Here is a 23710-nt window from a genome sequence, read left to right on the forward strand (position 1 = left end):
AAAACCCGGCAATGCCGGGTTTTTTGTTTTTAGCTTCAGCCGATTATTTTTTAGTAAGAATTAATCAGAAATAAACGTTATCGTCAGCAGACTTCCTCAAAACACTAAAATCCATAAATTCATGCAGATAGCATTGAGTTTTTATGATGATATATCTCCCCTAAGCTGCTGAAGATAAAAATAATAAATTGTTCAGCAGCAAATTGTGCGGCGGTGATTTTTTGCCCGTTGACTTTAAAATAGCGAATGGCAAACTGCGCGCAATTATCTTCATTTCTTTGGTTTTTAATCCCTATGTCTACCTGGTCGCGCCCCGTCGTGTTGCTGCTTTGCGGCTTAATGCTCATGACGGTGTCTATTGCTGTGCTGAATACGCTGGTACCGCTTTGGCTTACCCATGATCAACTGCCGACATGGCAGGTGGGTATGGCCAGTTCAGCCTATTACACCGGGAATCTGCTGGGGACGCTGCTCGCAGGCTGGTTGATCAACCGCTATGGCTTTAATCGCTGTTTTTATCTGGCCAGCGCGCTGTTTGCCGTGGCGACCATGGGAATGGCGCTGTTAGAGGGTTTCTACAGCTGGACTGCGCTGCGTTTTGTTGCGGGTGTCGGTTGTGCGCTGATCTGGGTGGTGGTGGAGAGTGCGTTGCTGTGCAGTGGTACAGTGCGTAATCGCGGGCAGTTGTTGGCTGCCTATATGATTGTCTATTATCTCGGCACGGTGGCGGGCCAGTTGCTGGTGAGCCGCGTTTCGACTGAACTTCTGCATGTCATTCCATGGGTCACCGCGCTTATCGTCTGCGCCGTGCTGTCAGTGCTCTTCCTGCGTGTTAATGCCAGCTCAGCGACTGAAGAGGCTTCTACCGGTCGCATCTGGACCATGTTGCGCCGTCGCAGCTCACGTCTGGGCATCAACGGCTGCATTATTTCCGGTATCGTACTGGGCTCACTGTATGGTCTGATGCCGTTGTATCTGTCGCATCGGGGAATGAGTGATGCCAACGTCGGTTATTGGATGGCGCTGCTGGTGAGTTCGGGCATTGTCGGCCAGTGGCCGGTGGGACGTCTTGCCGACCGTTTTGGGCGCCTGATGGTGTTGCGCGTTCAGGTGTTTGTGGTGATTCTGGGTGCCATCGCCATGTTGGGCGATACTGCCATGGCGCCTGCACTGTTTGTTTTGGGGCTGGCTGGCTTCACGCTCTATCCAGTGGCGATGTCATGGGCATGTGAAACCGTTGCGCATCATGAGCTGGTTGCCATGAATCAGGCGCTGTTGTTTAGCTACACCATCGGCAGCCTGGTCGGGCCGGGTATGACATCGATGCTGATGCAAAATTACTCTGACCGTTTGCTGTTTGTAATGATTGCCGCTGTGGCACTGGTCTATCTGGTGATGCTGCTGCGTAAAGCTGACCAGCATGCCACGCCAATTGCACATGCTTAATATCTGAATGAACCAATGAAAAAAGGGAGCGGTAAGCTCCCTTTTTTGTCAGTACATCACTTCGTGACCATATCCTGCCAGAATATTTTTGACCCGTTCCATCGTCTCTTTACTGGGTGGTTTTACCCCATCCAGCTTGTACTCTTCTCCCATGGCAATCCATTTGTGCTTACCTAACTCATGGTAGGGTAGCAGCTCAATTTTCTCGACGTTCTCCATATCCTTGGTGAATGCACCCAGGCGATGGGCAGAGTCATCGTCATCGGAATAGCCGGGCACGACCACAAAGCGAATCCAGGTACGTTTGCCTTTCTTCTGCAGATAACGCGCGAAATCGAGGGTGCGATGATTAGAGACGCCAACCAGAATCTGGTGCACATCATCATTAATTTGTTTTAGGTCGAGCATCACCAGATCGGTGGCATCCAGCAGTTCGTCAATCACCGGATCGTAACGACGTACAAAGCCGTTAGTATCCAGGCAGGTGTGAATGCCTTCTGCCTTACAGGCACGGAACCAATCACGCACAAACTCGGCTTGTAAGATTGCTTCCCCACCTGATGCCGTTACTCCTCCGCCGGAGGCATTCATAAAGTGACGATACGACAGTGCATCTTTCATCAGGTCGTCCACCGTGACTTCTTTGCCACCGTGAGTGTCCCAGGTGTCGCGATTATGGCAGTAGAGGCAGCGCATCAGACAGCCCTGGAAGAAGGTGATAAAACGGATGCCGGGACCGTCAACGGTGCCGCAGGATTCAAATGAGTGGATACGACCGATGGTTGACATTGCGATGTATTCTCCGGGTTAGCCTCAATATCAGGCGGCACAATCTGTGTTGTGCTCTTGGATTAAAGTCGATTTTGCGAGGCTGCCAGCGAAAGCAAACTGGCAAAACAGACTTGTGGAGAAAAGGCTCCCGCAGGAGCCTTTACATTTCAGTGAGGATTACAGGGACTGAGTGAACGTACGGGTAATCACATCCTGCTGCTGCTCTTTGGTCAGCGAGTTAAAGCGCACAGCATAACCGGAAACACGAATGGTCAGCTGAGGATATTTCTCCGGATGTTCCATCGCATCCAGCAGCATCTCACGGTTCATGACGTTGACGTTAAGGTGCTGACCCCCCTCGATATTGGCTTCATGGTGGAAGTAGCCATCCATCAAGCCCGCAAGGTTGGTTTTACGCACATTATCATCTTTACCGAGTGCATTAGGTACGATGGAGAAGGTGTAAGAAATACCATCTTTCGCATACGCAAACGGCAGTTTGGCTACCGAAGTCAGAGAAGCCACCGCACCTTTCTGATCGCGACCGTGCATTGGGTTAGCACCTGGACCGAATGGCGCACCTGCACGACGACCGTCAGGGGTGTTACCGGTTTTCTTACCGTATACCACGTTAGAGGTGATGGTGAGCACCGACTGCGTTGGCACCGCATTACGATAGGTTTGCAGTTTCTGAATTTTCTTCATGAAACGTTCAACCAGGTCACACGCCATATCATCGACACGTGAATCGTTGTTACCAAACTGCGGATACTCGCCTTCAATCTCGAAATCTACGGCCAGGCCATCAGCATCACGCACGGTTTTTACTTTGGCATATTTAATGGCAGAGAGGGAATCCGCCGCCACTGACAAGCCTGCGATACCACACGCCATGGTGCGATAGACGTCACGGTCATGCAGCGCCATCAGTGAAGCTTCGTAGCTATACTTATCATGCATGTAATGGATGATATTCAATGAGGTGACATACTGTTTAGCCAGCCAATCCATGAAGTGATCCAGACGTGCCATCACAATGTCGAAATCCAGAATTTCATCAGTGATTGGCGCTTCTTTTGGGCCAACCTGCATTTTCAGTTTTTCGTCCACGCCACCGTTGATTGCATACAGCAGTGTTTTAGCCAGGTTGGCGCGGGCGCCGAAGAATTGCATCTGTTTGCCGACAATCATTGGGCTCACACAGCAGGCGATCGCGTAGTCATCGTTATCAAAGTCAGGACGCATCAAATCGTCATTCTCATACTGCAATGAAGACGTATCGATAGAGACTTTGGCTGCATATTTTTTGAAGTTAACCGGCAGTTTTTCTGACCACAGAATGGTCATGTTAGGTTCCGGTGACGGGCCCATGGTGTACAAGGTATTCAGGAAGCGGAAGGTACTTTTGGTGACTAAAGTACGGCCATCGACACCCATACCGGCCAGAGACTCGGTTGCCCATATTGGGTCACCTGAGAACAATTCGTCATATTCTGGGGTACGCAGGAAACGCACCATACGCAGTTTCATCACCAGGTGGTCAATTAACTCCTGCGCGCCTTCTTCAGTCAGTTTGCCCGCTTTAATATCACGGTCGATATAAACATCGAGGAAGGTGGATACGCGACCGAATGACATCGCGGCGCCGTTCTGTGATTTCACAGCGGCCAGATAGCCGAAGTAGGTCCACTGTACAGCCTCTTGCGCTGTGGTCGCGGGCAGAGAAATATCAGAGCCGTATTTGGCAGCCATTTCTTTAATCTGACCAAGCGCACGGTGTTGCTCGGAGATTTCTTCACGCAGGCGGATAGTGGCTTCAAGATTGACACCATTTTCCATATCGCTTTGCAGTGAATTGAACTGCGCCACTTTATCTTTCATCAGATAATCGATGCCGTACAGCGCCACGCGGCGATAGTCACCGATGATACGACCACGACCATAAGCATCTGGCAGACCGGTCAATACACCGGATTTACGGCAGCGCAGAATGTCCGGAGTATAGACATCGAACACGCCCTGGTTATGGGTTTTACGATAGTCGGTGAAGACTTTTTTCAGGGCGGGGTCGAGTTCACGGCCATAAACTTTGCAAGATCCTTCGACCATTTTGATGCCGCCAAATGGGATAATGGCGCGTTTCAGCGGTGCTTCAGTCTGCAGACCTACAATGGTCTCCAGCGACTTATTGATATAACCCGCATCATGTGAAGTGATGGTAGAAGCCAGGTCGGTATCGAAATCAACCGGTGCATGGGTGCGGTTCTCAATCTTGATACCTTCCAGCACGCTGTCCCACAGTTTAATGGTGGCTGGTGTGGCGCCCGCGAGGAAAGATTCGTCACCTTCATAGGGGGTGTAGTTTTTCTGGATAAAGTCACGGACGTTGACACCGTTCTGCCATTCGCCGGCGCTAAATCCTTCCCAGGCTGACGCCATTTTTTCGTTAAGTTCGGACATGATATACCTGCCTTATTTAGGGAGACTCTGACGATGACGCGCCCTCGGGCACGCCCGTTTTAATTTCTTAATGCACCGGATCATCACCGCGCAGATAGATGACCCAGTAGGTCAAACCGACTAACAATCCGCCACCGATAATGTTGCCGATTGTCACTGGAATGAGGTTATTAACGATAAAGTCGCCAACGCTGAGAGAGGGGAACTGTGCGGCGCTGGAACCGGCCATTTGCCAGAATTCCGGGCTGGCGAAGTCGCGAATGACGATTGCCATCGGAACCAAAAACATGTTTGCGATGCTGTGCTCAAAGCCGCTGGCGACGAACATCCCGACGGGCAAAATCATGGCGAACATTTTGTCGAACAGACTGCGGCCGGAGTAACTCATCCACACCGCCAGGCAAACCATCAGGTTAGCGAGTGTGCCGAGGCTAACGGCTTCAATAAACGTGTGATGCATTTTGTGGTCGGCGGTTTGCAGGACATTCAACCCCCACGCGCCATTGGCAACCATATGTTCACCTGCTAACCAAATCAGCGCGACAAAGAACAGCGCACCAAACAGGTTACCGATATAGACATTCAGCCAATGACGGCCGAGTTGCATCCAGGTGATGCGCCCGCTGGCTTTCGCCACCACAATCAAAACCGTCGAAGTGAACAGGTCCGCGCCACATACCACAACCAGCATCAAACCCAGAGAGAAGCAGATACCGCCAATCAGTTTCGCAATACCGTAGGGCATGGCGCCACTGCCCGTGGTGGCAGTAATGTAGAAAACAAACGCGATAGATATAAATACGCCAGCAGTGATGGCTAAAAAAAAGGTGGTTAAAGGATGTTTAGTGGCTTTATAGACGCCGGCATCTTCAGCAACTTTCGCCATGGCCGCGGGTAATAATGCATTAAAAGGGTTGTCAGCTTTCACACTAACGCTCTCCTGAAATTGTCTGTAAAGATACTAACAAAGGAGTATAGGTCAGGAATTGATGTGGATCATAAATGGCAGGGAGGTACGGGGTAAGCGAGGCGTTAAGTTAAAGAATATACACTTAACTGTTTGAATAATATAAACTAAAAATTTTTTAATTTATGCAAAATAAGTTTAATGCTTGGTCTTTGAGAGTGACTCAATGTTAATTCAGTTTAACCAATGAAACTGAATTGTTAATTATCAATATTCAATGTTGAGTATAACAATGTGAAGCAAAAAAAATGGCACCGGGATTAATCAGTGCCATTCTCAACGTTAGCAAAAATATCGCGCTAAGCGTTCGTGAATATTACTTCGACCAGTAGTTGCGCTTTGCTGCCTGCAGTTTTTCATAGGCGGCCAGCAGGGCCTGATGCGCCGGGAAAGCTTTCAGATCGAGGTCCACTGCCTGCAAGCCGTAGAATGGCGCTTCACCGCTGATCGCCGCAGAAGCGGCATCAACAGCGGCTTCGCCATACATCCGCACAAAGGCACGATGATATTGCAGCGGATCGCGTTCTTCTTCCATGGCGAGCAATAGCAGGGTTTGCAGGCAACGGTAATAGTTGGCGCGTTCGGCGCTGAAGATTGACTGGTTGAACTCCATGGTCCACTCCGTCCAGATCAGAGCCTGATCCAAATCTCCGCCCGCCAATGCCAGCATGGCTTTCAACTCGCCAATACGCAGGGTGTACCAGCCATTGTCTTTACCTGACGCCAGACCCAGCAGCTCACGGACGCGAGTGAAGTCGTCATGACCTTCTTCATCCAACTGCTCGATGAGGTTCAGATACGCCTCCGGTTCCCACTCACTGGCTGGCAGCGCCAGCAAGGTTTCACGCAGCGGCGCGCCCATGCTGTTGTTGGCCAATAGCAGGTCTTCTGCCGGATAAATATCTGACATGCCCGGTACGATGATACGGCAGGCGTAAACGCCCAGATGCTCATAATCCGCGATGTAAACCTCTTGATCTTCCGCGCGGAAGATGGCCATCAGCGTATCAAACTCTTCATGCGTGCTGCCTGAGAAGCTCCAGTCGACGAAAGGATAATCCGCATCGTCTTTGAACATGTCCCAGGAGATTAAACCACTGGAATCGATAAAGTGGGTTTCCAGGTTGGCGTGTTCAGCCACTTCTTCATCATCGAAGGTTGGTGGGGTGAAGACATCCAGGTCTTTCAGTCCACGGCCCTGGAGCAGTTCAGTAACGGTACGTTCCAATGCCACACCAAAGTCTGGGTGCGCGCCGAATGAAGCAAAGCAAGTGCCGTTGGCCGGGTTGAACAACACTACGCAGATAACCGGGTACTTGCCGCCCAGCGAAGCATCGTAAGAGAAGATCGGGAAACCTTCGGCTTCCAGACGTTCAATCGCCTCAATCACGCCGGGGTAGCGCTGCATCACTTCAGCAGGGATTTCTGGCAGGCTAATTGACTCAGCGATAATGCGGTTTTTAATGTGGCGCTCAAAGACTTCAGACAGGCCCTGTACACGCGCTTCGTTCGCGGTGTTACCGGCAGACATGCCGTTAGAAACATACAGGTTGCCGATGATGTTCATCGGGATGTAGACCGTCTGCTGGTCGGATTGACGGATAAATGGCAGGCCGCAGATACCACGGTCAACATTACCTGACTGCAGGTCAATCAGATCTGAGGCGCTCAGGCTATCTTCAGGATCGTAAAATTTCTGCAGACGCGCATCCAGAATGCCTGCTGGCAAGCTGTCATCGTCGGTCAATGGGAACCACTTCTCATTCGGGTAGTGAACGAAATCGCCGTTGGCGATGGACTGACCGAGCCAGAAATCGGCGAAGAAGTAGTTGGTTGAGAGACGCTCAAAATATTCGCCTAACGCCGAAGCCAGTGCCGCTTTCTTACTGGCACCTTTACCATTGGTAAAGCACAGCGGGCAGTCGCGATCGCGGATATGCACAGACCAGACGTGTGGAACCGGGTTCAGCCACGAGGCTTCTTCAATGTTGAAGCCCAGGTCCTGCAGTTTGTGCTGGAAACGTGCGATGGAGTCTTCCAGTGCGGCGTCTTTTCCTGGAATAAACGTTTGCGTCATGTTGGCGCTCTCTCAAGTCGATGGGGTGGGCGTAAAGCGCGCAATGATACGGGTTTTGCGCCTGCTTCGCTATTCAGTGGTCTAAATTTATCGCGGTATTGTCACGGCTATTTCATCACCTGGCAGCATTCTGATTTTACTTCGGGAAACTCCCTCACAAAATTCCGTGGCTTATTGCATTTATGACATAAGCTGCGGTGGAGCCCGCCCCGGAATTGTGATCGCTATCGGATTAATGATTGCAGCCATTCGGAGGCAATGATAAAACCGATACGGTATTCATAACCGTTCGATATGACAGTGGTGAGGGGAAATGACGCAGGTTTATAATTTTAGCTCCGGCCCAGCGATGCTGCCGGTAGAAGTGCTCCGTCGTGCAGAACAAGAACTGACAAACTGGCACGGATTAGGCACCTCTGTAATGGAGATCAGCCATCGCAGTAAAGAGTTCATTGCTGTCGCTGAAGCCGCAGAACAGGATTTTCGCGATCTGCTGAAGATCCCATCGAACTACAAAGTTTTATTCTGCCATGGCGGCGCTCGCGCGCAGTTCGCAGCTATCCCTGGTAACCTGTTAGGTGATGCGAAATCCGCTGACTACATTGATGGTGGCTACTGGGCACATAGCGCGATCAAAGAAGCGGAAAAATATTGCTCTCCGAACACCATCGACGTCAAAACCACGCTTGACGGTAAACGTGCTTTGTTACCAATGCGTGAATGGCAGTTGAACGATGATGCCGCTTATGTGCATTTCTGCCCGAATGAAACCATTGATGGTATTGCTATCGATGAAGAGCCTGACTTTGGTGACAAAGTCGTGGTGGCTGATCTTTCTTCAACCATCATGTCTCGTCCTATTGATGTCAGCCGTTACGGTGTGATCTACGCAGGCGCTCAGAAAAACATCGGCCCAGCGGGATTAACGCTGGTGGTGGTGCGTGAGGATCTGCTGGGCAAGGCGCAGCGTTATGTGCCGTCTATCCTTGATTACAAGGTACTGGCTGAAAACGAATCCATGTTCAATACACCGCCGACTTTTGCCTGGTACCTCTCTGGCCTGGTATTTAAATGGCTGAAAGAGAAGGGTGGTGTTGCTGAGATGGATAAGGTTAATCAGGCAAAAGCTGACTTGCTGTATGGCGTCATTGATAACAGCAGCTTCTACCGTAACGATGTTGCTGCTGCGAACCGTTCACGTATGAACGTGCCGTTCCAGCTGGCTGATGCCGCGCTGGATAAGGTGTTTCTTGACGAGTCGCTGCAGGCTGGCCTGCATGCACTGAAAGGGCATCGCGTCGTTGGCGGTATGCGTGCATCGATCTACAATGCGATGCCGCTGGAAGGGGTGAAAGCCCTGACTGAGTTCATGATCGACTTTGAACGTCGTCACGGCTAATTAATCAACACAGGCCAGCCTGGCTGGCCACTGGCCCCGTTCTGTCACGGGGTTTTGTCTTTTCTGGAGATTTGGTTTCACATGCAGGACTCCCTGACTCTACAACCGATTGCTCGCGTTGACGGCACGGTAAACTTACCGGGTTCAAAAAGCGTTTCTAACCGCGCATTGTTACTGGCTGCGCTGGCAAATGGCACAACTCGCCTGACTAATTTGCTGGATAGCGATGATGTCAAACACATGCTGAATGCGCTGAAGGCGCTGGGCGTTAACTACACGCTCTCTGCTGATCGTACCGTGTGCGAAGTGGTGGGAAATGCAGGTCCGCTGCACAGTAATCAGGCTCTGGAACTCTTTCTGGGCAACGCGGGTACTGCCATGCGTCCGCTGGCTGCCGCACTGTGCCTGGGTCAACAGTCGATTGTACTGACTGGCGAACCTCGCATGAAAGAGCGCCCAATTGGTCATCTGGTGGATGCGTTGCGTCAGGGCGGAGCCAATATTGATTACCTGGAGCAGACGGATTATCCGCCGCTGCGTCTGAACGGTGGGTTTGTCGGTGGTGAAGTCAGTGTGGATGGCAGTGTTTCCAGCCAGTTCCTGACAGCGTTGCTGATGACCGCGCCGCTGGCACCGAAAGATACTGTGATTACCATCAAAGGTGATCTGGTTTCTAAGCCGTACATTGATATTACACTGCACCTGATGCGTTGTTTTGGTGTCGAAGTCGATAACCAGAACTACCAGCGCTTTGTGGTGAAAGGCCAGCAACAGTACCAATCTCCGGGCGATTATCTGGTGGAGGGCGATGCCTCATCTGCCTCTTATTTCCTCGCCGCCGCTGCCATTAAAGGTGGAACGGTTCGCGTAACCGGGATTGGCCGTAATAGCGTTCAGGGCGACATCCGTTTTGCCGATGTGCTGGAAAAAATGGGCGCGGTGATTGAATGGGGTGATGACTATATTGCCTGCACACGAGGTTCTCTCTCCGCGATTGATATGGACATGAACCATATTCCTGATGCGGCGATGACCATTGCCACCACGGCGTTGTTCGCGGAAGGCACGACCTTGATGCGTAACATTTACAACTGGCGCGTAAAAGAGACCGACCGTTTAGCGGCGATGGCGACCGAACTGCGCAAAGTGGGTGCGGAAGTCGAAGAGGGTCACGATTTCATTCGTGTCACTCCACCGGCTCAGCTTCAGCATGCGGATATTGGCACTTATAACGATCACCGTATGGCGATGTGCTTTGCTCTCGTGGCGTTATCGGACACGCCTGTCACCATTCTTGATCCAGGCTGCACAGCTAAAACCTTCCCGGATTACTTCCAGCAGTTGGCTAAAATCAGCCAGACTTCTTGATCCCGCTACCCGGTACGCTTGTGCCGGGTTTCCTCGCTCTATTGTGGCCTTATTGGGCGGAAATTCTTCTGAATCTGTCGAAAATTCTGGCGCTGTCTACGCTAAAGGGTAACTAACCTGACGCGGGCAGCGTATAATGCCGCGCATTCAAACAGCCAAGAAGGCTGATAATAAGCACGCAGCAACAGGAGAGAACAATGACGGCAATCGCCCCGGTAATTACCATTGATGGCCCAAGTGGCGCAGGTAAAGGGACTTTGTGTAAAGCGATGGCGGAGTCATTGCAGTGGCACTTGCTGGATTCTGGTGCCATTTATCGCGTACTTGCATTGGCTGCACTTCATCATCAGGTGGATATTGAATCCGAAGAAGCATTAGTGCCTATGGCCGCTCACCTTGACGTACGTTTCTTGTCCGTAGAAGGTGAGATGCAGGTCATTTTAGAAGGTGAGGATGTGACCGGTGAAATCCGCACGCAGGAAGTGAGTAATACGGCTTCGCGGGTTGCTGCCTTCCCACGCGTGCGTGAAGCATTGCTGCGTCGTCAGCGAGCATTCCGTGAAGAGCCGGGTTTAATTGCAGATGGCCGTGATATGGGCACAGTCGTGTTCCCCGATGCACCGGTAAAAATCTTCCTTGATGCAAGTTCAGAAGAGCGTGCTCATCGGCGTATGCTACAGTTGCAGGAGAAGGGCTTTAATGTTAACTTTGATCGCCTTTTATCCGAGATAAAGGAACGCGACGACCGCGATCGTAATCGTGCAATCGCGCCTTTAGTGCCTGCTTCTGATGCTCTGGTGCTGGATTCGACCAGCATGTCCATTGAGCAAGTGATTGAAAAGGCACTTGATTATGCCCGCCAAAAGCTGGGCATTTAATCTATTCGGTAACTGAATTGCTGTAACCCTGTACCAGGGATCCGGTGCTGGGCATGTGAAACAACCCCATCCGACAATGACGTCAGGTGGACGTTAAATTGAAGAATCCTAAGATTATCAATATGACTGAATCTTTTGCTCAACTATTTGAAGAATCACTGAAAGAAATCGAAACCCGTCCGGGTTCCATCGTTCGTGGCGTTGTTGTCTCTATCGACAAAGACGTAGTCCTGGTTGATGCGGGTCTGAAATCTGAGTCTGCAATTCCTGCAGAGCAGTTCAAGAACGCAGCCGGCGAACTGGAAATCCAGGTTGGCGACGAAGTTGACGTTGCGCTTGACGCAGTTGAAGACGGCTTCGGTGAAACCCTGCTGTCCCGTGAGAAAGCTAAGCGTCACGAAGCTTGGATCACGCTGGAAAAAGCTTACGAAGAAGCTGAAACTGTTACCGGTGTTATCAACGGCAAAGTTAAAGGTGGCTTCACAGTTGAGCTGAACGGTATTCGTGCGTTCCTGCCAGGTTCACTGGTTGACGTTCGTCCGGTTCGCGATACTCTGCACCTGGAAGGCAAAGAGCTTGAGTTCAAAGTCATCAAGCTTGATCAGAAACGTAACAACGTGGTGGTTTCTCGCCGCGCAGTTATCGAATCTGAAAACAGCGCTGAACGCGATCAGCTGCTGGAAAACCTGCAGGAAGGCATGGAAGTTAAAGGTATCGTTAAGAACCTCACTGACTACGGCGCATTCGTGGATCTGGGTGGCGTTGACGGCCTGCTGCACATCACTGACATGGCTTGGAAACGCGTTAAGCATCCGAGCGAAATCGTCAACGTGGGCGACGAAATCACTGTTAAAGTGCTGAAATTCGACCGCGAGCGTACTCGTGTATCCCTCGGCCTGAAACAGCTGGGCGAAGATCCATGGGTTGCTATCGCTAAGCGTTACCCAGAAGGCACCAAGCTGACTGGCCGTGTAACCAACCTGACCGATTACGGCTGCTTCGTTGAAATCGAAGAAGGCGTTGAAGGCCTGGTACACGTTTCTGAAATGGACTGGACCAACAAAAACATTCACCCATCTAAAGTTGTTAACGTGGGCGATGTTGTTGAAGTTATGGTTCTGGACATCGACGAAGAACGTCGTCGTATCTCCCTGGGTCTGAAGCAGTGCAAAAACAACCCATGGCAGCAGTTCGCTGAGACCCACAACAAAGGCGATCGCGTTGAAGGTAAAATCAAGTCAATCACTGACTTCGGTATCTTCATCGGCCTGGACGGTGGCATCGACGGTCTGGTTCACCTGTCAGACATCTCCTGGAACGCGACTGGCGAAGAAGCCGTTCGTGAGTACAAAAAAGGCGACGAAATCGCTGCCGTTGTACTGCAGGTTGATGCAGAGCGCGAGCGCATCTCTCTGGGCGTGAAGCAGTTGGCTGAAGATCCATTCAACAACTACATCACCCTGAACAAGAAAGGCGCTATCGTTAACGGTAAAGTCACTGCAGTAGATGCTAAAGGTGCTACAGTAGAATTGGCTGATGGCGTTGAAGGTTACCTGCGCGCTTCAGAAGCTTCACTGGACCGTATCGAAGACGCAACTCTGGTTCTGAGTGTTGGTGACGACGTTGAAGCTAAATTCACCGGCGTTGACCGTAAGAACCGCGTTGTAAGCCTGTCTGTTCGTGCTAAAGACCAGGCTGATGAGAAAGAAGCTATCAACACTGTTAACACCAAACAGGAAGAAAGCAACTTCTCTAGCGCTATGGCTGAAGCGTTCAAAGCGGCTAAAGGCGAGTAATCGACCCGAGGCACCGGACGATGTCAATCGTCCGGTTTCGGTAAAAGCTGTCATACCTTTCCCATTAAGGATTAACCGGAGGTTACATGACCAAGTCAGAACTTATTGAAAGACTTGCTGGACAGCATACTCATATTCCGGCGAAAGTCGTTGAGGATGCAGTTAAAGAGATGCTCGAGCACATGGCCACTACGTTGGCACAGGGCGAGCGCATTGAAATCCGGGGATTCGGCAGCTTTTCTTTGCACTACCGCGCACCGCGCACTGGTCGTAACCCGAAAACGGGTGACAAAGTGGATCTGGAAGGTAAATACGTTCCCCACTTCAAGCCGGGCAAAGAATTGCGTGACCGTGCAAATATCTACGGCTAAGCCGTTACCGAACGACAAAGCGACACCTCCGGGTGTCGTTTTTTTTGCTCTAAATTCATTGTTGTGAACATGATTCCTAAACCCACATCAACAATGAAAACCACGCCGATTTTTTGGCATCCGTAATCCAGCTCTCCCCATTCCTGAAAGCTATTCCTGCCAATTGCACGCAAACTGGTGCCCATTGCGGGAGAAAAGTGATGCGTATAACAGGGATTGCAGTAGCCAGAATCATGATCCTGGCAGCGCTACCATTAGGTTTGCTACCTCAAATACCGACCATGGGAATGATTGCAGTGATGGTGCTATTAGCACTGATTGTGGCATCCCTGCCTTGGGCTGGGCTGCGTCTTATTGGCATGGGTATCCTGCTTCTGGCGTGGGCGCTACTGGAAGCGAGACAGATGCTGAATGTGATTGACCAGCTTTCAATGGCGCCAGCCGAAGTGACGCTGCGTATTGTTGATGTGAAGGAAAATCAACAGCAATTTAAAGCCCAGATTATTCGTGTGGGTGAGCGATATCAGTTCCCGCCGTTGTTTGTCAGTATTAATGCGGAGCCGGGTGAATCGGGGTATTGTGCGGGGCAGCGCTGGAAAATGACCTTACGCTTGCGTGCAGTGCATGGTCGTTTGAATGAAGGCGGGTTTGATGCCCAACGTTTTGCGCTGGCAAACCATACGCCTTTGCAGGGGAGAATCATTAAGCAGCAGGCGGAATCGGTAAATTGTCATTTGCGAACGCAGGTTATGCGCCATCATCAACCTCTTTTTGAACACCTGCAACAATCTGCCATTTTGCAGGCGCTGGCTTTTGGTGAACGTGAGAACATGACCAAAACTCAGCGACAACTATTACGTGAGACCGGAACCGCACACTTAATGGCGATTTCCGGCATGCATATTGCGCTAGCGGCCAGTGTTGGCTGGATGATAGTACGTGGCTTACAGTTGCTGCAGCCTGCGCACACCATCGGTTATCTGCTGCCACTGATGGGGAGCATCATTACCGCGACAATCTACTGCTGGCTGTCGGGCAGCCATGCACCAGCACAGCGCGCGCTGGTCGCGCTACTACTGTGGACGACGATAAGAATCGCTGGCTGGCAGTTAACAGGCTGGCAGATTTGGACACTTTGCATGGGGGTACTACTTTGGCTTGATCCCCTCACCGTCTTATCTGAAAGCTTTTGGCTCTCTGCTCTTGCCGTCGCCATGTTAATCATCTGGTTCCAGTGGTTTGCCTTGCCGGATCGATACCGTGAGGCCAGGCGCTGGCTGCCGCTGAGATTGCTGCACTTACAGCTTGGCATGATGATACTGATGGCTCCTCTGCAGATTTTTCTATTTCAGGGAATCAGCCTCAGTGCACTGGTCGCTAACCTTATCGCGGTGCCGGTGGTATCGCTTATCACCGTTCCATTGATACTGCTGGCGCTTTTGCTGCCCATACAACCCATCGCTTCAGTACTGTGGCGGCTGGCGGATTTTTCTGTCAATCAGGTTATGCAGGGCCTGGCATACTTGCCAGCAGGATGGTGGCCGTTAAATGATGCCTTGCCCGCAGTGGCCCTGCTATGGGGTGGTTTATTTCTGTGGCGCAGTGGTTTGCTGAATAACACGCTGATGCTTTGCTGCGGCTGCGCACTGGCATTTCTGTTATGGCGTCATCAGTCTGAGCAAGATGACTGGCAGATTGATGTGCTGGATGTGGGCCATGGCCTGGCCATCGCTATTACACAGGGTAACGAAGTGGTGTTGTACGATGCAGGTCCACGCTGGAATGAAGATGATGCGGGCGCGCGCGTGATACTGCCATGGTTACTGTATAAGGGACGACAGCTAAACACGGTGGTGGTAAGTCATAAGCATCTGGATCATCGGGGTGGGCTGAATTCACTGCATCAGGCCAATCCCAATATGATGATCCGCAGTGCATTGGGTGAAGCGGGGCATTTACCCTGTCAGCGAGGAGAGCAGTGGCAATGGGGCAAACTGACCTTCACGGCACTCTGGCCGCCTGCGGGAAATACGCAAGGGCAAAATAATGACTCCTGTGTCGTACGTGTAGACGATGGAGCTGTCAGCCTGCTGCTCACCGGGGATATTGAGTTAGAAGCAGAAAGAAAATTGGTGGCATTAGAGAAAGCTCAGCTCACCAGCACGTTAATGCAGGTCCCACATCATGGTAGCCGAACCTCTTCGGGGCCTTTACTGTTACGTAGTGTTGCAGGAAAGGGCGCGGTGGCATCGGTAGCGCGCTATAACGCCTGGCGCATGCCAGCCGCCGCAGTGGTGGAACGCTATCGCCAACAGGGCTATATCTGGTATGACACGGCACAATCCGGGCAAGTCCACATTGGTATTCGGCAGGGTGAATGGCAGATTAAGGGATTGAGGGAGCAAATAAAACCTCGCTGGTATCATCAGTGGTTTGGCGTCAAACGTGAATCCAGGTAGAATGAGCGGCTATTTCAAACAGCGTGAATAAATAATGCATCAAGACAAAGATCTCTCAACGTGGCAAACGTTCCGCCGACTCTGGCCGATGATTGCGCCGCACAAAGCAGGACTGTTTGTGTCTGCGGTGGCGCTGATTCTTAATGCGGCCGGCGATACCTTAATGTTGTCGCTGTTGAAACCTTTACTGGATGATGGCTTCGGTAAGGCCGATCGTTCCGTCATGCTTTGGATGCCTCTGGTGGTGATTGGCTTGATGCTGGTGCGTGGCGTGACCAGCTACATTTCCAGTTATTGCATCTCTTGGGTATCGGGCAACGTGGTCATGAATATGCGTCGCCGCTTGTTTGGCCACATGATGGGCATGCCCGTGGCGTTCTTTGACCAGCAATCAACCGGCACATTGCTGTCACGCATCACTTATGATTCCGAGCAAGTTGCTTCGTCCTCTTCCAGTGCACTGGTGACGGTCGTACGCGAAGGTGCCTCGATCATTGGCCTGTTTATCATGATGTTCTACTACAGCTGGCAGCTGTCGTTGATTTTGATTGTCCTTGCGCCGATTGTTTCCTTTGCGATTCGCACGGTGTCCAAACGCTTCCGCAGCATCAGTAAAAACATGCAGAACACCATGGGACAAGTGACCACCAGCGCGGAACAGATGCTGAAAGGGCATAAAGAGGTGCTGATCTTCGGTGGTCAGGATGTTGAAGCGCAGCGTTTCTCGCTGGTGAGCAACAAAATGCGCCAGCAGGGCATGAAACTGGTGTCGGCCTCTTCCATTTCCGATCCGGTCATTCAGCTGATTGCTTCTCTGGCCCTGGCGTTTGTGCTCTACGCCGCCAGTTTCCCTAGCGTGATGGAAACCCTCACCGCCGGTACCATCACTGTGGTGTTCTCATCGATGATTGCCTTGATGCGCCCATTGAAGTCACTGACTAACGTCAACGCCCAGTTCCAGCGCGGTATGGCTGCTTGTCAGACCTTGTTCTCTATCCTGGATAGCGAGCAGGAAATCGATAATGGCAAGCGTGAAATTACGCGTGCCAAAGGCGATGTGGAATTCCGCAATGTGACTTTCACTTATCCCGGCCGTGAAGTGCCTGCGCTGCGTGATATCAATCTGTCGCTGCCAGAAGGCAAGACGGTGGCGCTGGTAGGGCGTTCTGGTTCGGGTAAATCGACCATGGCGAGCCTGCTGACCCGCTTCTACGATATTGATGCCGGCGAAATTCTGCTCGACGGTCACGATCTGCGCGAATATACCTTGCGCTCCCTGCGTAATCAGGTGGCGCTGGTTTCCCAGAATGTCCATCTGTTCAATGACACCATCGCCAATAACATTGCTTATGCACGTAATGGTGAATACACCCGCGAACAGATTGAACAGGCAGCGACTATGGCGCACGCCATGGACTTCATTAAGAAGATGGACAACGGCCTGGATACCGTGATTGGTGAGAACGGCGTGTTGCTGTCTGGTGGCCAGCGTCAACGTATCGCCATCGCGCGCGCATTGCTGCGTGATTGCCCGATTCTGATCCTCGATGAAGCGACCTCAGCACTGGATACCGAATCCGAGCGCGCGATTCAGGCCGCTCTGGATGAGCTGCAGAAAAACCGCACTTCGCTGGTTATCGCGCACCGCCTGTCGACCATCGAAAAAGCCGATGAAATCGTGGTCGTCGAAGATGGTCGTATCGTTGAGCGCGGTACGCACAGCGTGCTGCTGGCCGAAAAGGGTGCCTATGCTCAGCTTCACAAACTGCAGTTTGGTCAATGATTGAACGCATCTGGAGCGGGCGCTCGCCACTGTGGCTACTATTGTGGCCACTGAGTTTGCTGTATGGGGCAATCAGCAGTTTGATACGCCTCAGCTATCAGCGTGGCTGGCGTAAAAGCTGGCGTGCGCCTTGCCCGGTGATTGTGGTGGGTAATCTGACGGCTGGCGGCAACGGTAAAACCCCGGTGGTGATTTGGCTGGTTCAGGCGCTGCAACAGCGTGGCCTGCGCGTTGGCGTTGTCTCACGCGGTTATGGTGGAAAGGCTGAGCGTTATCCCCTGCTGGTGACGGCCGATACCCCGACATCACAAGCCGGCGACGAGCCGGTGTTAATCGCGCAGCGTACTCAGGTGCCGGTAGCCGTCGCACCTCAACGCCGTATGGCGGTAGAAGGACTGTTGGCCGCACAGGATCTGGATGTAATCATTACCGACGACGGGCTGCAACATTACGCGTTGCAGCGCGATCGTGAAATCGTGGTGGTGGATGGTGTCCGTCGCTTCGGTAATGGCTGGTGGCTGCCCGCAGGTCCGATGCGTGAGCGCGCATCCCGGCTGCAGAGCGTCAATGCCATCATCGTTAATGGTGGAGAGGCGCAAGCCGGTGAGATCGCCATGACGTTGCGTCCCGGTAAGGCGATCAATCTGGTGAACGGTGAGACAGCGAACCTCGATCAATTGCCAGAAACGGTGGCGATGGCCGGTATTGGTCATCCGCCGCGGTTCTTCAATACGTTGCAGCAGCACGGTATCCAGCCGGTGGCAGAAATCGCGTTTGCCGATCACCATGCTTATAGCGAAGAGGAGTTGCAGCGTTTGACGCAAACTCATCAATGCCTGCTGATGACCGAAAAAGACGCAGTAAAATGCCGTAGTTTTGCACGTGACAACTGGTGGTATCTACCGGTTGATGCCGATTTGTCGGGGGCATCCCTTGATGCTTTACTCGCCGATGTGACCCAACTCTGCACGACTGCGCGCGACTCCCGTTCGCGCTAAACCTGCTCAAAGGGAATCGAGTCATGACCACATCATCGTCCCTTTCATTACAAACTGCTCGTCATTTACACCTGGCTGCTCAGGGGTTGTTACGCCCACCGAGCCGCCGCGCCCGCCTGGCCGATATCCATGCCTGCGTGCGGCAGATGTCACTGCTGCAAATCGACACCATCAATGTCGTCGCCCGCAGCCCTTATCTGGTGCTGTTCAGCCGCCTTGGCGCTTATCCCACACAGTGGCTGGAAGATACATTGGCCTCCGGTGCGCTGTTTGAGTATTGGGCGCACGAAGCCTGTTTTATCCCCTTCGAAGATTACCCGTTGCTGCGCCATCGCATGCTGGAGCCGCAGCGGCTGGGATGGAAATATAACGAGCAGTGGGTAAACGAACATCAGCAGGAAATTGCTGCCTTACTCAATCACATCGCCGAAAATGGCCCGGTACGCGCGGCTGATTTTGCCAGTGATAAGCACACTAAACCCGGCTGGTGGGCCTGGAAACCCCACAAGCGGCATCTGGAAAACTTGTTCAGCGCAGGTGAGTTGATGGTGGTCGAGCGCCGTAATTTCCAGCGTGTGTACGATCTGAGAACGCGAGTGATGCCTGATTGGGATGATGAACAACATGCACTCAGTGAAGCGGAAGCGGTACAGGCGATGCTGGGGTACAGTGCTCGCAGCCTGGGTATATTTCGCGCCAGTTGGTTGGCCGATTACTATCGACTGAAGCGTGCCCCCCTGCAATCCTGGATTAAGGATGCCGAAGCACAAGGCGAAATCGTGTGCGTTGAGGTGGAACAGCTCGGTGAGATGTGGCTGCATACGAGCTTGTTACCTCTGCTGGACAAAATGCCCAGCGCCACCCACACGGCCTTGTTGTCACCGTTCGATCCGGTGGTATGGGATCGCCGACGTGCACTGGAGTTGTTTAATTTCGATTACCGCATTGAGTGCTATACCCCCGCTGAGAAGCGCGTCTATGGTTACTTTGTTCTGCCGGTGTTACACCGAGGTGCACTCGAAGCGCGTATTGATGCAAAGATGGACCGCCAGGCGCAGCAGCTGATTATTCGCGCATTCTGGCTTGAGCCGGGCGTGCGTGTCACCCAGGCCTTTCTGAGTGATGTGCAAAAAGCCATCAGTCGCTTTGCACAATGGCAAGGTGCCGATGAGGTCATCGTTGAAAATGCCCCTGCCGAACTGCTTGCTGTCTGGACGCACCGTTGGGTTATCAACGATTAAGTTCATCGTAATAATGCCGCGCCCGGCGCACTGTGCTTCGGGTGCGCTATGGTATGCTAGGCGCCAGACAAATCGGTGCTGAAAGGAGAAAATTATGGATCACCGTTTACTTGAGATTGTTGCCTGTCCGGTTTGCAACGGAAAACTGTATTTCAACAAAGAGCAGCAGGAGCTGATTTGTAAACCAGACGGCCTGGCTTACCCGGTGCGCGATGGCATTCCGGTATTGCTGGAAGTGGAAGCACGTACCCTGTCTGTTGAAGAGATCCATCCATGAGTTTTGTCGCCATTATTCCGGCGCGTTACGCATCAACGCGCCTGCCCGGCAAACCGCTGGTGGATATTCACGGTAAACCGATGGTCGTACACGTGATGGAGCGTGCACGCGAGTCGGGTGCCGATCGTGTGATTGTGGCGACCGATCATCCCGAAGTGGCTGCTGCGGTCAAGGCCGCCGGTGGAGAAGTGTGCATGACGCGCGCAGATCACCAGTCGGGCACCGAGCGTCTGGCGGAAGTGATTGAGAAATATCAGTTTGCCGATGACACCATTATCGTCAACGTGCAGGGCGACGAGCCGATGATTCCGGCAGAAATCGTGCGCCAGGTCGCCGATAATCTGGCGCAGGCCGATGCGGGGATGGCGACATTAGCCGTGCCGATTACCGATGCAGAAGAGGCCTTTAACCCCAACGCGGTTAAAGTGGTCATGGACGCGAAAGGCTATGCACTTTACTTCTCACGCGCCACCATTCCGTGGGATCGCGAGCGCTATGCGAAATCGCGCGAACAGATTGGCGACACTTTGCTGCGTCACATTGGCATTTACGCCTATCGCGCTGGCTTTATCCGACGTTACATTGCGTGGGAACCTTGCCCGTTAGAGCAGATTGAATTGCTGGAGCAGTTGCGCGTGCTGTGGTACGGCGAGAAGATTCACGTTGCCGTAGCGCAAACCGTGCCAAGCGTTGGCGTGGACACACCAGAGGATCTGGTTCGTGTTCGTGCGGCTATGCAGGGGTAAAGCCCGACCGGCCAGCCGCTCGCGCTGGCCATAAAGTTTGATCTGGCGCTAAGTTTCGCGCCACCATGACCTCCAGGATAGTGAAGTCAATTGACTGCGGAGGATAACGCATGGAACAGCTCCGTTCAGAACTGGCGTTGATACTGGGTGAAGGTATCAGCCGCCTCGAAACCATTAGCGAACAGGCGCAATCGCGGCTGTATGCACTCTATGACAACGACGGCAAACCGATGCCGCTGGTGGCGAAGTATTTTCGTCATCAAGGCCGCGCAGCGCTTGAAGCCAAAAAACTCACTATGTTAGGTCATGATGGCCTGGTGACAGTCCCTGCGGTTTTTGGCCTGGTGTTGAGTCAGCAGCCGCCGGTACATGAAATGCTGCTGATGGCGCGTTTCAATGGCGTCTCCGCCGAGGCGCCAGCCCGCACTGCCGTGCGCTGGGAGCAATTGTGTGAGCAGATTGTCGAGGGTGTACTCGGCTGGCACCGCATTGACAGCCATGGATTGGTGGGAAGGGTTGATAGCGTGCAGGAAAACAACTGGCCAGCCTGGTATCGCCAGCGCGTCGAAGTGCTATGGGCCACGCTGGGCTATCTGTCACCGCCATTTTTCACTCTGGAGGATCGGCAAATCCTCTATCGCAGCCGTCAGCAATTAACCAGACTTTTTAACGACTTTGACGATCCCTGCGTGCTGATGCACGGTAACCTGCGCTTATCCAGCATGTTGAAAGATGCGCGCAGTGACCAGTTGGTGGCGATGATGCAACCGGGCAATATTCTTTGGGCTCCGCGTGAATATGAGTTAATTCGTCTGGCGGATAGTGGGGCCGAAGCCTCACTGCTGCAACACTACCTGCAGCGCGCGCCCGTCTCTGAAGGCTTTATCTGGCGGCGCTGGCTGTATCAGCTATGGGATTGTGTCGATACGTTGGTGAGCAGCGGACAGTTTGATCGTCCGCGCTTTGATCACGCCCGTGAGCAGTTACTTCCCTGGCTCGGATGACAGAAAATCATCGCCGCGCAGCTTTTGCCAGGCCAGGCCCAGGGTTTCGTAAATCGCACGTTCACTGTGACCCAGCCACAGCGGAGAAGGCAACATGCGGTCCCAGGCACTGATTGGCGAGGTAATCGCGAGCTGATTGGCCGGTGCGGCGATGGGGTTCAGACCTGCGCTCAGGAAGAAATGCATCGCACGTGGCAAGTGGTTCGCCGATGAGACTAACAGGAAAGGGTGATTGCCGATAGTTTGTTTGACAGCCAGCGCTTCTTCACCCGTATCATGCGGTTGGTCCAGCGTGATAATCGCCGAACCCGGCACTCCCAGACTCTCGGCGACTTCCGCCGCCACGCTGGCATTGCTGCGAGGGTTGTATCCTGCAGCAGCGCCAGTGAAAATCATTTTTGCTTGTGGATTCCGACGCCATTGGCGCACACCTTCTGTTACGCGCGGCAGGCTGTTGTTGAGCAAATTAGAACTCGGTGCCCAATTCGGATTGAAGGTGTAGCCACCGCCCAGCACGACGATATAATCCACCGGTTCGCTACCGTTCCAGGTGGGATAATGCTGTTCGATGGGGCGCAACAGACGATCGGCTACGGGTTGCAAGCTGAGCAATAAGAGCAGCAACCAGCTAAAAGAGATCAGAATTTTGCCGCCTTTTTGCCAACGGCTAAACCAGAGAAGTAAAAGTCCCACCGCCATGAGCAACAACAGCAGTGGTAAAGGTAATAACATCGCGCCAATCCATTTCTTTAAGGCAAAAAACATCGAAATTTGCTCCTTTTGTCCGAAAAAACAGCAGCCAGACAGTTACTGTGGCGTGAAAGGTTCATTCTTGTTGAGCCTGTGACAAAATAGCACAAGTTGAATGCAGCACAGTGGAGCCATCATCATGCAGGATCGTAACTTTGACGATCTGGCGGACAAATTTTCGCAGAACATTTATGGCACCCGCAAAGGGCAGGTACGGCAGGCGATCCTGTGGGACGAACTGGATGCGCTGTTACCGACATTGCCTGAAGGCGCACTGTCAGTGCTGGATGCCGGCGGTGGCGTAGGACAAATCTCCTGTGGATTAGCGGCACGCGGCCATCAGGTGCTGTTGTGCGATCTCTCCGCTGAGATGTTAAAGCTGGCTGAAGCGCATGCGCACACCGAGGGTGTGAGCCACAACATGCAATTCAAACAAATTAGCGCGCAGCAGGTGGGCGAACATTTGGATCGGCCGGTTGATCTGGTATTGTTTCACGCTGTGCTGGAGTGGGTGGCAGAACCGGAAGCGGTGCTGCGTGCCTTGTGGCACACGCTGAAGCCCGGTGGTGTGCTGTCGTTGATGTTTTACAATGCGCATGCCCTGACGTTCCGCACCCTGCAACTCGGCAATTTCGGCTATCTGCGTGCCAATATGACTAAACGCAAAAAGCGTACGCTGTCACCGGATTTCCCGCGCGATCCTCAGGACGTTAATCGCTGGTTGAGTGATGCGGGCTTTGAGATTGAACAGCGTGCAGGCATTCGCGTGTTTTGTGATTACATGAAACCGCCACCGCCCGGCGTCGTCAAAAGCGTTGAAGAGATTATTGAGATGGAACGGCGCTACTGTCGTCAGGAGCCCTTTTTAAGTTTAGGGCGCTATATCCACGTGACCGCGCGCAAACCCAGGTAGAAGGAT

At 52.5% G+C, this 23710-nt stretch carries 20 protein-coding genes; 14 read left to right on the forward strand and 6 right to left on the reverse strand.

The window, feature by feature from the left end; all coding sequences use genetic code 11:
• Positions 1-119: 119 nt before the first annotated feature.
• Positions 120-347 (reverse strand): hypothetical protein, encoded by a 228-nt coding sequence (locus VH86_RS25955; RefSeq protein WP_197080241.1) that lies wholly within the window; start codon positions 345-347, stop codon positions 120-122.
• Here VH86_RS25955 and VH86_RS21895 point away from each other — a divergent pair.
• Positions 295-1446, forward strand: coding sequence for an MFS transporter (locus VH86_RS21895; RefSeq protein WP_045834094.1), 1152 nt, complete (start codon positions 295-297; stop codon positions 1444-1446). The genes VH86_RS25955 and VH86_RS21895 overlap by 53 nt on opposite strands.
• 48 nt (positions 1447-1494) lie before the next feature.
• On the opposite strand, the gene pflA is transcribed toward VH86_RS21895, so the two are convergent.
• The 4 genes from pflA to ycaO form a co-directional block, all read right to left on the reverse strand.
• Positions 1495-2235 (reverse strand): pyruvate formate lyase 1-activating protein, encoded by a 741-nt coding sequence (gene pflA, locus VH86_RS21900; RefSeq protein WP_038647833.1) that lies wholly within the window; start codon positions 2233-2235, stop codon positions 1495-1497.
• A gap of 159 nt (positions 2236-2394) precedes the next feature.
• A complete protein-coding gene (gene pflB, locus VH86_RS21905) occupies positions 2395-4677 on the reverse strand; it encodes a formate C-acetyltransferase (RefSeq protein ID WP_045834095.1) in 2283 nt (760 codons plus the stop codon).
• A gap of 67 nt (positions 4678-4744) precedes the next feature.
• Positions 4745-5605, reverse strand: coding sequence for a formate transporter FocA (gene focA, locus VH86_RS21910; protein ID WP_038647829.1), 861 nt, complete (start codon positions 5603-5605; stop codon positions 4745-4747).
• Between the two features lie 355 nt (positions 5606-5960).
• A complete protein-coding gene (ycaO, locus tag VH86_RS21915; protein ID WP_045834096.1) occupies positions 5961-7721 on the reverse strand; it encodes a 30S ribosomal protein S12 methylthiotransferase accessory factor YcaO in 1761 nt (586 codons plus the stop codon).
• A gap of 313 nt (positions 7722-8034) precedes the next feature.
• Here ycaO and serC point away from each other — a divergent pair, with 313 nt between their 5' ends.
• From serC to VH86_RS21975, 12 genes are all read left to right on the forward strand, one after another.
• On the forward strand, positions 8035-9120 hold the full coding sequence (gene serC, locus VH86_RS21920; RefSeq protein ID WP_045816273.1) for a 3-phosphoserine/phosphohydroxythreonine transaminase: 1086 nt from the start codon (positions 8035-8037) through the stop codon (positions 9118-9120).
• A gap of 81 nt (positions 9121-9201) precedes the next feature.
• Positions 9202-10488, forward strand: coding sequence for a 3-phosphoshikimate 1-carboxyvinyltransferase (gene aroA, locus VH86_RS21925; protein ID WP_045834097.1), 1287 nt, complete (start codon positions 9202-9204; stop codon positions 10486-10488).
• 197 nt (positions 10489-10685) lie between these two features.
• Positions 10686-11366 (forward strand): (d)CMP kinase, encoded by a 681-nt coding sequence (gene cmk, locus VH86_RS21930; protein ID WP_045834098.1) that lies wholly within the window; start codon positions 10686-10688, stop codon positions 11364-11366.
• Positions 11367-11488: 122 nt separating this feature from the next.
• On the forward strand, positions 11489-13162 hold the full coding sequence (rpsA, locus tag VH86_RS21935; protein ID WP_034820570.1) for a 30S ribosomal protein S1: 1674 nt from the start codon (positions 11489-11491) through the stop codon (positions 13160-13162).
• Between the two features lie 86 nt (positions 13163-13248).
• On the forward strand, positions 13249-13533 hold the full coding sequence (ihfB, locus tag VH86_RS21940; protein ID WP_003849360.1) for an integration host factor subunit beta: 285 nt from the start codon (positions 13249-13251) through the stop codon (positions 13531-13533).
• Between the two features lie 200 nt (positions 13534-13733).
• Positions 13734-15992, forward strand: a complete 2259-nt coding sequence (locus VH86_RS21945; protein WP_045834099.1) for a DNA internalization-related competence protein ComEC/Rec2 — start codon at positions 13734-13736, stop codon at positions 15990-15992.
• 34 nt (positions 15993-16026) lie between these two features.
• The gene (gene msbA, locus VH86_RS21950; protein ID WP_045816269.1) at positions 16027-17775 is read left to right on the forward strand and encodes a lipid A ABC transporter ATP-binding protein/permease MsbA; all 1749 of its coding nucleotides are present in this window, start codon (positions 16027-16029) and stop codon (positions 17773-17775) included.
• A complete protein-coding gene (lpxK, locus tag VH86_RS21955; protein WP_045834100.1) occupies positions 17772-18773 on the forward strand; it encodes a tetraacyldisaccharide 4'-kinase in 1002 nt (333 codons plus the stop codon). Before msbA ends, lpxK begins: the two co-directional genes overlap by 4 nt.
• Before the next feature lie 23 nt (positions 18774-18796).
• Complete coding sequence (locus VH86_RS21960) at positions 18797-20014, forward strand: winged helix-turn-helix domain-containing protein (protein ID WP_045834101.1); 1218 nt, start codon at positions 18797-18799, stop codon at positions 20012-20014.
• A 94-nt stretch (positions 20015-20108) separates the two neighbouring features.
• Positions 20109-20291, forward strand: a complete 183-nt coding sequence (locus VH86_RS21965) for a Trm112 family protein (protein WP_007887424.1) — start codon at positions 20109-20111, stop codon at positions 20289-20291.
• Complete coding sequence (kdsB, locus tag VH86_RS21970) at positions 20288-21037, forward strand: 3-deoxy-manno-octulosonate cytidylyltransferase (protein ID WP_038647807.1); 750 nt, start codon at positions 20288-20290, stop codon at positions 21035-21037. The genes VH86_RS21965 and kdsB overlap by 4 nt, the downstream gene beginning before the upstream one ends.
• 110 nt (positions 21038-21147) lie before the next feature.
• Positions 21148-22041: a YcbJ family phosphotransferase gene (locus VH86_RS21975; RefSeq protein ID WP_038647805.1), complete on the forward strand. Its 894-nt coding sequence runs from the start codon at positions 21148-21150 to the stop codon at positions 22039-22041.
• On the opposite strand, the gene elyC is transcribed toward VH86_RS21975, so the two are convergent.
• A complete protein-coding gene (elyC, locus tag VH86_RS21980) occupies positions 22021-22806 on the reverse strand; it encodes an envelope biogenesis factor ElyC (protein ID WP_045834102.1) in 786 nt (261 codons plus the stop codon). The two genes, VH86_RS21975 and elyC, sit on opposite strands and share 21 nt — an antisense overlap.
• Positions 22807-22930: 124 nt before the next feature.
• Here elyC and cmoM point away from each other — a divergent pair, with 124 nt between their 5' ends.
• Positions 22931-23704 carry a tRNA uridine 5-oxyacetic acid(34) methyltransferase CmoM gene (gene cmoM / locus VH86_RS21985; RefSeq protein WP_038647801.1) on the forward strand — a complete coding sequence of 258 codons (774 nt, stop codon included), beginning with the start codon at positions 22931-22933 and terminating at the stop codon, positions 23702-23704.
• Positions 23705-23710 lie beyond the last annotated feature (6 nt).

This window comes from Pantoea sp. BL1 (assembly GCF_000963985.1).
GTDB lineage: Bacteria > Pseudomonadota > Gammaproteobacteria > Enterobacterales > Enterobacteriaceae > Pantoea > Pantoea rwandensis_B.